Genomic DNA, 10,099 nt, shown 5'->3' with positions numbered 1-10,099 from the left:
TCGGGATGAAGCTGCAGGAAGATCGGCGCAACGCCCGTGTCGGTGCCGCCAGTCGACGCGGCCGCAATCTCGACCTCGGAAAACTTCGAAAAGGTCGAACTGAGCATGAAAAACAGCAGCAAAAGGAAGATGACATCGACCAGCGACGTCATAGACATTGAAGGAACCGGAACCACGATTTCGCTGGAAGGCGGCTTCCCGTTTGAACTGGCGTCCGGGTGGACCATCGAACCACAGGGGCAGATCATCTGGCAGCGATTGTCCATGGATGAGCAATCGGACGCACATTCGACCGTGCGCTTTGAAACCCACGACGCCGTGACCGCCCGTCTGGGTGTCAGGATGCACGGCGATTTCGAAGCACAGGGGCGGCGCTATCTGCCATATCTCAAGGTCAATATCTGGCATGAACCGGACAGCGACGAACGCATCTTCTACGACGGCACGCCGATCACCACGAGGATCGGAGGCACCTCGGTCGAAATTGGCGGCGGCCTTGTCACCGAGCTGTCGGAGACCGTCAGCCTGTATGCAACCGCCGACTATAGGTTCGATGTGGATGGTGGGAACAGACGCGCGATCGACGACAGCATCGGGGTGAGCATGAAATGGTGAGCTGAGAAACTCAGCGACCACCAAAAACTGTGCCCGACGCCTTCGATCAATAGTAACGCTTATAGTCCGCCTCTATCCCAGCTGGCTCGTCGAGAATGTGGACACACAGATCTATAAGAAGCAGTGTTCGTTCTGGATCATCCCAACCTTTGACACCATGCTTCCCTCTGTGGAAGAGGGTGTTTCGAACCGTCTTGAGGTGCCGCATCAAGCAGCCATCTCGGCAGCTTCATTGTTTCATCCAAAGTGATTGTCTCGGGCACATCATTCCGTGTTGAACGATGGCGTCTGAGACGACCTCGAACTGTTCCACGGAAATGTGCAGGCTGGTGTGATCTTTCCACGAAAGGCTAACACCCAATCTCCTCCGGTTTCCTCCTCGGAGGTGTATAGATATGTACGGACTATCGGGACACTGCCTGTAACTTACCCCATTTCAGGTGGAGGACGTTTTCGTGACAAACGAAGAATGCAACTTTTCGCGGGGTTCGCGCGGGTCGATCGCCACAGGGTTCTACAGCTCTTGAGAAGTCTGGTTTTAGGCGAATATATTATACTCTAGGCTGTTAACATCGTTGCTGTTGCTATCGTAAGTGTAGATAAGAAGCTAAATTACTAAAAGTAGCGCTCCGAAATGGCAGACATAGTGATTAACGCGGGCGCAGGTGCGCTGATCAGCGAGAATTTTGGAGGTAATGGTGAAGATGACACCATTACTCTGAATATCCTCGAAGACTTCACGGGATCTATCAACATTGCAACTGGCCAAATCGATGGTGAGATCGAAACGCTTAATATCGTCCTGCCTGAAGGTTGGGTAACTGTTACAGCCACCGACGTCCCGCTGCCTGGTGAAACACCGCCTGTTCGTGTGGTGAATGCAACGATCATTGACGACCAAGGAGCACCGCGAGGTAACTTCTCAGTTATTTCAAATATTATTAACGTTGGTGTTGTTTGTTTTTCACGTGGTACGAAAATCAAAACTGACCGTGGTTATATAGCAATTGAAGAATTGGGGGTTGGAGATCGTGTCCAGACACTGGATTGTGGTTATCAACCAATTCGCTGGATCGGCTCAACTAGGCTTGATGCGATTGACTTAAAACTAACGCCAAAGCTGAGACCGATCCGTATTCGAGCAGGAGCGCTCGGAATAAACTCTCCTACCGAAGATTTGCTCGTCTCACCGCAACACCGTGTGTTGTCGAGGTCCGCAATAGCGCTACGTATATTAGGAGAGCGAGAGGTGTTACTTCCTGCCAACAAACTTTTACCTCTCAGCGGCATTGAAATCGATCAAGATGCGAAAGAGGTCGAGTATTTCCACATATTGTTTGATGCACATCAGTTGATTTATGCAAACGGTAGCGTGACGGAAAGCCTCTTCGTAGGCAAAGAAGCACTCAAGAGTTTATCAGCTAAAGCGCGACAAGAAATAGAGACATTGTTTCCCGCAATACTGGACCCTAACTTCATGCCAAAACCTGTGCGTTTGATACCTGAACGGGGTAGACTGATAAAGAAACTTGTGCAGCGCCATTATGCGAATGCGAGATCTTTAGTTTTGTAATGAAGGCTAAACTTGGCTGCATACTTGATTACTGAGATCGCCGGAATACGATGCCTGCCGATACGCGGGTCACGGTATGATCCGTCTGGCAAACATTATGGGCCTTCAATCATTCTGTCGAAAAGGGCGGCGCCTGCCATCCCTTTAGCCAACCAAACAACGTCATCGCAACAGGCGCAGCCTAGGTCAAGCGCCTCACCCGGCGCGCGCCCACTTGCAAAGGTCTCAAGCGTGTGGGTTGGCTTGCCGCTGGTCTTGCCGCTACGGTTTTCATAGCGCTCTTCCCAGAACGCTTCCGGCGTCTTTCCGTCAATGTCAGGTTTCATCTCGGCCCTTTCCAAAGAGGGTATGTCGCAAGGAAGCCAGGCAAAGCCCCGCGAAAGCGAAGATTGGATAGAGCAAAGCAATCCCGATTGCATCGCGATAAATTGTGGGATCGGAGACACCGCCGAGCCGCGAAAAGAACAGGTGTCCGACTATGGCGATCCCAAGGGCAATACCGACCTGCTGAAAGGCCTGTAGCGCGCCGGATCCCGCGCCTGCATCAGGGCCGGACACACTGGACAAGGTAATCTGAAACAGCCCGACAAAGGCCGTGCCCGCGCCGAAACCGATCAAAAGAAGTGGGGCCAGGATGTCGCGCCCACCGTCCATCCCACCGACAAGCAAACGCAGCCAGACCATGCCGGCAAGCAGCACCAGAATGCCGAGAGTGATCCGCAATCCCAGCCATCTGGACCCAAACCGGCCTGTTATCATCGAGGCGATCATCGCCGCTGTCGGATGTGGCGCAATGGCAAGACCCGCCTGCGCCGGGGTCAAACCCAACCCGGATTGCAGGAAGATCGCCAGCACCACCATGGTGCCCGCCATACCGCTGATCAGGATCATGACCGCCGCAACCCCTGTGACAAAGCCGGGCACAACAATCAGGCTGGTGGGCAATGTCTGGATGCGACCCAAGCGTCCAAGCGACCTCTGACGCTGCCAGAACACAAGTGCCAACAGCACGGCGAAAACGGGAAAGACCGCAAGATACAAGGGCCAGCCCAGACTGCGCCCTTCGATCATCGGATAGACCAGCGCCGCCATGGCAAGCGCAAAGAACAAGGCTCCGGTCCAGTCCGCCCTGCCGCCAGCCCTGTCGGCGGCAGCGGGCAAGAACGAGAATACGCCAGCAAGGGCCACCAGCCCGAACGGCAGGTTGATCAGAAAGATTGCCCGCCAACCGAGGCCGAACAGATCGCCCGAGATCACCGCCCCACCAATCACCGGCCCAGCGATGGCACCAAGGGCCGATATCATGCCGAAATAGCCGATTGCCTTGCCCCGGTCATCCTCGGCGAACAAGCCGTGGATGATCGCCAGCACTTGCGGCACCATGGCGGCGGCGGTCAGGCCCTGTAGCGCCCTGGCAACAATCAAGGTGGTAGTATCTGGCGAAGCCCCGGCAGCGAGCGAGGTTGCCATGAACCCGACAAGTCCGAGGACGAAGACGTTGCGGCGACCGTAAACGTCGCCAAACCGCCCGAACGGCAGCAGCCCGGCGGCGAACGTCAGCACATAAACCACCAACACCCATTGCAACGCATTGTCGCTTGTACCGAGGTCGTCGCGGATCGCGGGCAGGGCCAGATTGACGATGGTTGCGTCGAGTATGTTCATGAACGCGCCCAGCATCAGGCAGGCGGTGGCAAGCCATTGGCGGATGGAGCCAATGGTGCGGGGATGGGTTTCCGTAAGCATGGTGCCTCGTTTTTGATTCTTGTGACTTTATAAGTCACGTATAAATCAACGTCAATCCCTTGTGCTTTTGTTTGTCACGTAAGGAACAATTCGTTAGTGTCACCGAAAAAGGAACGCCATGCCCACCGACAACCGACTTCCGCGTGTTCTGCACGTCCTGCTGCATCTCGATGAGATCAAAGATCCGGTGACCTCGGACATGCTTGGCCAGATGCTGGGCATGAACCCCTCGCTCGTGCGCCGCACCATGGCTGGGCTGCGCGAAGCGGGGATGGTCAGTTCGACAAAGGGTCATGGAGGGGGCTGGCATCTGACAAAAAGCCTGGATGAGATCAGCCTTGCCGATGTCTATGCCGCGCTTGGGACGCCCAACCTCTTCGCGCTCGGACCCGCTGGCGACACGCCCGATTGTCTGCTCGAACGCGCCGCCAACGAAGCGGTTGCCGGGGCACTGGATGCAGCCCGGACAGAGTTTGAGAGCCGGATCGCCAATGTCACGGTCGCTCAGTTGTTTCAAGGACCGCGCAAAGAGGTCGCGAAACATCAGGCCAAGCGTGATCGGTCCTCACACGCCGTCTGATTTTGACATGACAGCGTCAAACTGCCCGCCAGCAGCGAACGAGGCGGGACCGGCCATCGCGAAGATCACCACATAGATCATCAGCATGATCGTTGATTCGCGACGGCTCAGCGTGAACCCTGTTCTGAGGAAAAGAATGCTGATGACCGTGGCCCCGATCATCGCAGGTATCCAGAACCCTGCAAAATCGGCGCCAATCGGTACGGGCATCACCCATGCGGCTGCCCCCAGCACAATCGTCCCGTTAAAGACATTGCTGCCCAAAACGCCGCCAAGGATCATCGCCGATTGTCTGCGCAACGCTGCCGTGATGCAGGCCGCCATTTCGGGCAGAGAGGTGCCGATGGCCACGACGCTCAGCCCGATCAGCCCTTCAGAAAGGCCCAACCGGTGTGCAATGCTGATCGCAGCGTCGATAAAAACATGCGCCCCGACCGCCAGTGCAAGAAGTGCCGCACCACTCACAATCACAGCCATACCCAAACTGGTCGGCAGGACATCAACCGAGGGGTCTTGATCGCCCGACCGACGCCAGCGTAGGCCCAGATAAATCAGCATTCCAAGGATCAGCACCGTCGCATCAAGCCGCGAGACGACCCCATCCATCGCCGCCACACCCAACCCCAAGGCCGAGGCCAGCATTGCCGTGCCGTCGGTGCGAAGGATGCCTGCGTCAGTGGCCAGCGGGGCGATCAGCCCGGCAAGCGCCATAACCAAAAGCAGGTTTGCGATATTGCTACCGACAACATTGCCAAGGGCGATGTCCGGGGCCGCAGCCAGCATCGCATTGACCGACACGAACAATTCGGGGGCTGACGTCCCGAACCCCATCACGACGAACGCGACAATCACATGTGGCACGCTGAGCCGCGCAGCCAGCCGTAACACGCCATCGACCAACCAGTCACCGCCGTAAAACAACAGCCCACATCCAAGCGTCAGCATTGCCAGATCCAGAAGCATCAGTCGGGCGCTCCGAACTCAAGCCCGTCCGGCAGATAGTTAAACAACTCCAAACGGGCGGGCCTTCCGTTTCCAAGACGCAAAGCGGTCAGGCTTGCTGGCGCGACGGGGATGATATGCGCGGGCTGTAGACCAATGAAGCGCTGCAGAAGCGCCCGAATGACACCACCGTGGCACACAATCAAAAGGTTACGGCAATCCCGCAACTGTTCTGCCTCGACCACGCCCGTAACCCGGGCGGCGAAATCGTCCCACGCTTCTCCGCCAGGCGGCGCGATTGTCCCTGCCCGCCAGCCCTGATAAGCGGCTTCATCTTCCGAAAGAAGCTCGTCGATGGACCGACCGCTCCAGTCGCCGACATCAATCTCGCGCAAGCCGCGCGTGAACCGGGGTGCCTCGGCACCGATCCGCGTGGCGGTTTCGCGCACGCGCTTCAGATCCGACGCGATGGTGCGACAAGGCGCTATGTCTTCAATCACCGGCCGCAGCGCATTTGCCTGCGCCTTTCCCAGTTCGGAAAGCCCGATATCTGCCTGCCCTTGCAAGCGTCGTTCCGCATTCCATTCCGATTGTCCGTGCCGGACCAGCAACAACCGCATCAGCCGATCCTTTCGCCATCGGGGTCAAACCAACCGTCCGGTTCGGCGGGCAGGCAAAACTGAACCGTGTCGCCAATCTGCGCGTTGGGCAAAGTGTCCATGATGGCCGTCAGGCGCAGCCCCTCGGAAAGACCCGTGATCATCACCCGCCCGGCAATCGCACTTGTCTCGACCAGCTCCATTGGCAAGGTGCGCTCGCCCTCATTGTCGCTCAATGTCATCTTCTCGGCGCGATACATCGCCAGACACTCATCCGCAGGAGGCGTTAGTGGCATGTGCCGTCCGCCAACCCTGTAACCAGAGCCATTCTTGACAACTGGAACCATGTTGTTGGCCGGCGTCCCGACGAACGTCGCCACAAAGGCCGTTTCGGGGTGATCGACCAGATCGGCGGGTGTGCCGAATTGCTGCACGCGGCCTTGGTTCATCACCGCGACATGGCTGGCCATGGTCATCGCCTCGATCTGATCGTGGGTCACATAAACGGTTGTTGCCCCGGTCGCGCGGTGCAGCCGCATCAGCTCGGTCCGCATTTCGACGCGCAGCTTGGCATCAAGGTTGGACAGTGGTTCGTCGAACAGAAGAACACCGGGTTTCGGCGCAATGGTGCGGGCGATGGCCACACGTTGTTGCTGGCCGCCTGAGATCTCGTTCGGGTATCGGTCGGCCAACGCGGCGATATCAAGCAGGGTCAGAACTTCCGCAACCCGTTCCGCCCGCTGCGCCCTGGGCATATTCATAACCTTCAGTGGCCATTCCACGTTGCCCCGCACCGACATATGCGGCCAAAGAGCATAGGACTGGAACACCAGACCGGAATTGCGTTTTGCGGGATCGACGGTCCAGCCACGATCCCCATCCGATACGGTCTGCCCGTCAAAGACGATCTGCCCCGCCGTCGGCAATTCCAGACCGGCCAGCATGCGCAAAAGCGTGGTCTTGCCACAGCCCGATGGCCCCAACAGAACAAGGAAGGCGCCATCGGGAACCGAGATCGAGACATCCTTGACGGCCTCGAAATCACCAAAGCGTTTCGTAAGATTGCGGATTTCCAGCATGAGTTACCTTTAGTTCTGCAGCCAGGGCTGGGATTTCGATTGCAGCCGGTTCGCAATCAGCGTGGCCGCGATGGAGATGAACATGATAATGACGGTGATCGCGTTGGCGAACTGCCCGAACCCTTCCGAGGCATAGCGATAGGCCACGACCGAAAGCACCGGCATGGTCGGGGTAAAGAGAAGCACAACCAGGGACAGATCGCGGATGATCTTGACGAAGATCAGGATGCCGCCCGCCGCCAGGCCACGAACCGCCAGCGGCACGGTGATTTGCACCAGACGGCGGAAGAAACCCGCACCGGTGATCCGGGCGCTTTCCTCAAGCTCTCCCCCGACCTGCTGAATCACCGCTCGCCCGGTCTGCACCGAGAACGGCAACAGATAGCCGGTCGCTGCGATCACCAACAAGGCGAAGGTGCCATAGAGTGCCGGAAAAGGCCCGATCGGTGCGCCAAGATAGGCGATATAGGCCGCGCCAAAGGCAATGCCCGGCACCAGCAGCGGCAGAAAGCTGATCTGGGTGATCGCCGCGGACATCCATCCTGCCCGGTAGCGCGCAGTTGTATAAGAAGCCAGAAGCCCCACGAACATACCGGTGAATGCGACCGCCATCCCAAGGCCAAGCGTGATGGTCAGCGCCCGCACAATATCGTCGTTATGGGCGATGCCGGGAATGCCTTGAGCGAAAGACGGATCGCTCTGCCCGACCCAGTAGTGCAGCGTCCAGCCGGAAAACAGATTGGCCGAGGACGGCGCAAGGCTTGACGCGGTCAACACGATCACCGGAACCACGGTCGAGCTGACAAGAACCGCCATCGCGATCGCGTAAAGCGGCCAGCGCGCGCCACGAAGATCGAACCGCTTGGCCCGGCCACCCTTGCCGGTGATCGTCGTATAGGATCGACGGCCCGAAACGACGCGATTGCCCGCCCAGAGAAATATGCCCGAGACAAGTACCAGCAGGATGCCGATGACATAGCCACGCCCGACCTGCCCCACCTCGATCATGCCGAAAAGGCGCGTGGACAGGGTCTGCATCCGGACCGGCAGCCCCAGCAATGCCGGGGTGGCGAAATTCGACACTGCGCCCGCAAAACAAAGCGACCCCGCCGCAACCAGCGCCGGCGTGGTCACCGGTAAAATGATCCCCAGAAGGATGCGCCGCCCCTTCGCCCCTGCGATCTGCGCCGCCTCGACCAGATCAGAATTCACTGTGGCAAGTGCGGCGGCAATGATGGTGAAGGCCAGGCTGAAATAGTGCAGCACCAGCACGATCAACGTGGGAACCATGCCCCAGGCCAGCCAATCGGGTATCTCCAGCCCAAGACCCTGAAGCCAACCAACCTGCCCACCAATGCGATCATTGCGAAACAGCGTCCCCCAGGCCAGCGCCGCCGCAAAGGACGGGATCATGAAGGGAAGCGCCGCCATGACACCAATGGTCTTGCGGAATGGAACATTCGTCATCACCACGAGCCAGGCCAGGAAACCGCCCAGCAGCACACAGCCCGTCGCGACGACCGCACCAATCAACAGCGTGTTGCCCAACGGCTTGTAGAACAGGTTGGTCGACAACCGGCCGACCAGAACATCCGACCAGGCCCTGATCGTGTCGGGGTGAAGCGTGAAAAGCACTGTCCGCATGAGGGGCAGAACGATCAGGGCAACCAGGATCGCCAGAACCACCGCTTTCAGCATCGTACCTTGCCGGAAGAATACACGCCGCCCCGGCCCGCTTATGGCAACATCCGCCATCGAGAGTCATCCTTGCATCGGTGAGTGAGAATAGCGCGGGGCCAGACAAATCGAAATGCCCGCCCCGACCGAGAGATATGTTCTATTGGAGCGTCAGGATGAGGTCGCCAACCTCTGCACGGATCGTCGCAGTCTGTGCCGGGGCAATGCGCCATGCGGTGAAATCGTCCAGCGCAACCGCATCGGGATGCGGCGGGATATCGCTGCGTGTCACATAGTCGCCCGCCACGTAGAAGGGTGCGAGACCCGGCCCGCCCGTCTCGGTTTCGTCCCCCATCAGGAAGTCGATCACCAGACGCGCCGCCGCAGGGTTGTTTGGTTCGGCGCTCAGCGCCAGCACAGCGGGGAAGATGATCCCCGGCGCGGGCGCGACGCCATTGGCGACCTGAAGCGCCCAACCTTCGTCCTCGTTGTCACGACGGTCGGAATAGCTGGTGAACCCGACCGGCGGGTTTTCCTGCCCCAGAACCCCGACGGCGGCATTCACATCGTCGGTGGACCCAACAAGGATCACATCATTGGCAAACAGGTCCATGATGAACTTCTCGCCCGCATTGGCGGCCCCGCCCAGATCAATTGTCGCGCCAAACTGCGCATTATAGGCCCCGGCCATTTCGTCCGAACGCAAAACGATCTCGGTCATCAGATCAAGATAGTCACCCCGCTGAAGCGGATCGACCATCACAACGCGGCCCCGCCATTCGTCCGTCGTCAGTTCCCACAGATTAGAGACCGGAGCGCCATCCGGGTTGGCCTCCTCGTTATACATGAGCACCTTGGTGGAAAGCCGTTGCGCCAATAGCGGGCTCTGGTACTCGGCCGGAACCCGGTCAGCAACGCGGGGCGGCACATAGGGCGCGATGATGCCGGTTTCCAGCAACTCGGTCAGCACAACCGGCGTATCCGAAATATAGACCACGTCCGCATTCGTGACACCGGCCTGGGCTTCGGCCTTCAACCGCGCAATCTGCTCGGTCGAGGAAATGTCGAAACCTTGCAGGTCGATGTCTGGATAGGCCGCTTCAAACGCGGCCTCTACCTTACCGATCCGGCTGGTGAAGGAATAGACAGTCACTGTTCCTTCTGCCTGCGCCAGCGGCAGCAAATCCTCTGGCGTCAATGCGTTCAAATCGTCCTGGGCAAAGACGGCCGAAGACATAAGAATACCGATCGCGCCAAGGCGCGTTGCTGTCAGAACTTTCATGTGATC

General features: G+C 58.4%; 11 protein-coding genes. 3 read left to right on the top strand and 8 right to left on the bottom strand.

Annotated features, from left to right (window positions below; all coding sequences use genetic code 11):
- A partial coding sequence (locus J3R80_RS16405; RefSeq protein ID WP_275394877.1) for a biopolymer transporter ExbD occupies positions 1-152 on the bottom strand: 152 nt, incomplete at its 3' end.
- Between J3R80_RS16405 and J3R80_RS16400 the strand changes: the two genes are divergently transcribed.
- Together J3R80_RS16400 and J3R80_RS16395 are read left to right on the top strand one after the other, a co-directional pair.
- The gene (locus J3R80_RS16400) at positions 130-615 is read left to right on the top strand and encodes an autotransporter outer membrane beta-barrel domain-containing protein (RefSeq protein ID WP_275394731.1); all 486 of its coding nucleotides are present in this window, start codon (positions 130-132) and stop codon (positions 613-615) included. The genes J3R80_RS16405 and J3R80_RS16400 overlap by 23 nt on opposite strands.
- 634 nt (positions 616-1,249) lie before the next feature.
- The gene (locus J3R80_RS16395) at positions 1,250-2,188 is read left to right on the top strand and encodes a Hint domain-containing protein (RefSeq protein WP_275394730.1); all 939 of its coding nucleotides are present in this window, start codon (positions 1,250-1,252) and stop codon (positions 2,186-2,188) included.
- A gap of 95 nt (positions 2,189-2,283) precedes the next feature.
- Here J3R80_RS16395 and J3R80_RS16390 read toward each other — a convergent pair whose 3' ends face one another.
- Together J3R80_RS16390 and J3R80_RS16385 are read right to left on the bottom strand one after the other, a co-directional pair.
- Complete coding sequence (locus J3R80_RS16390; protein ID WP_275394729.1) at positions 2,284-2,514, bottom strand: hypothetical protein; 231 nt, start codon at positions 2,512-2,514, stop codon at positions 2,284-2,286.
- Entirely contained in the window at positions 2,504-3,934 is a 1,431-nt protein-coding gene (locus tag J3R80_RS16385; protein WP_275394728.1) for an MFS transporter, read from the bottom strand. Before J3R80_RS16385 ends, J3R80_RS16390 begins: the two co-directional genes overlap by 11 nt.
- Before the next feature lie 118 nt (positions 3,935-4,052).
- Here J3R80_RS16385 and J3R80_RS16380 point away from each other — a divergent pair, with 118 nt between their 5' ends.
- The gene (locus J3R80_RS16380) at positions 4,053-4,514 is read left to right on the top strand and encodes an Rrf2 family transcriptional regulator (protein WP_275394727.1); all 462 of its coding nucleotides are present in this window, start codon (positions 4,053-4,055) and stop codon (positions 4,512-4,514) included.
- Here J3R80_RS16380 and J3R80_RS16375 read toward each other — a convergent pair.
- From J3R80_RS16375 to J3R80_RS16355, 5 genes are all read right to left on the bottom strand, one after another.
- Positions 4,500-5,477, bottom strand: coding sequence for a calcium/sodium antiporter (locus J3R80_RS16375; RefSeq protein ID WP_275394726.1), 978 nt, complete (start codon positions 5,475-5,477; stop codon positions 4,500-4,502). The two genes, J3R80_RS16380 and J3R80_RS16375, sit on opposite strands and share 15 nt — an antisense overlap.
- On the bottom strand, positions 5,477-6,076 hold the full coding sequence (locus tag J3R80_RS16370; RefSeq protein ID WP_275394725.1) for a histidine phosphatase family protein: 600 nt from the start codon (positions 6,074-6,076) through the stop codon (positions 5,477-5,479). The genes J3R80_RS16375 and J3R80_RS16370 overlap by 1 nt, the downstream gene beginning before the upstream one ends.
- Complete coding sequence (locus J3R80_RS16365) at positions 6,076-7,134, bottom strand: ABC transporter ATP-binding protein (RefSeq protein ID WP_275394724.1); 1,059 nt, start codon at positions 7,132-7,134, stop codon at positions 6,076-6,078. The genes J3R80_RS16370 and J3R80_RS16365 overlap by 1 nt, the downstream gene beginning before the upstream one ends.
- Before the next feature lie 9 nt (positions 7,135-7,143).
- Entirely contained in the window at positions 7,144-8,889 is a 1,746-nt protein-coding gene (locus J3R80_RS16360) for an iron ABC transporter permease (protein ID WP_275394723.1), read from the bottom strand.
- An 82-nt stretch (positions 8,890-8,971) separates the two neighbouring features.
- Entirely contained in the window at positions 8,972-10,093 is a 1,122-nt protein-coding gene (locus J3R80_RS16355) for a hypothetical protein (RefSeq protein WP_275394722.1), read from the bottom strand.
- Positions 10,094-10,099: the final 6 nt, after the last annotated feature.

It is taken from the genome of Aliiroseovarius sp. Z3 (assembly GCF_029105185.1).
GTDB lineage: Bacteria > Pseudomonadota > Alphaproteobacteria > Rhodobacterales > Rhodobacteraceae > Aliiroseovarius.
This window is presented reverse-complemented; position numbering and strand designations above follow the sequence as displayed.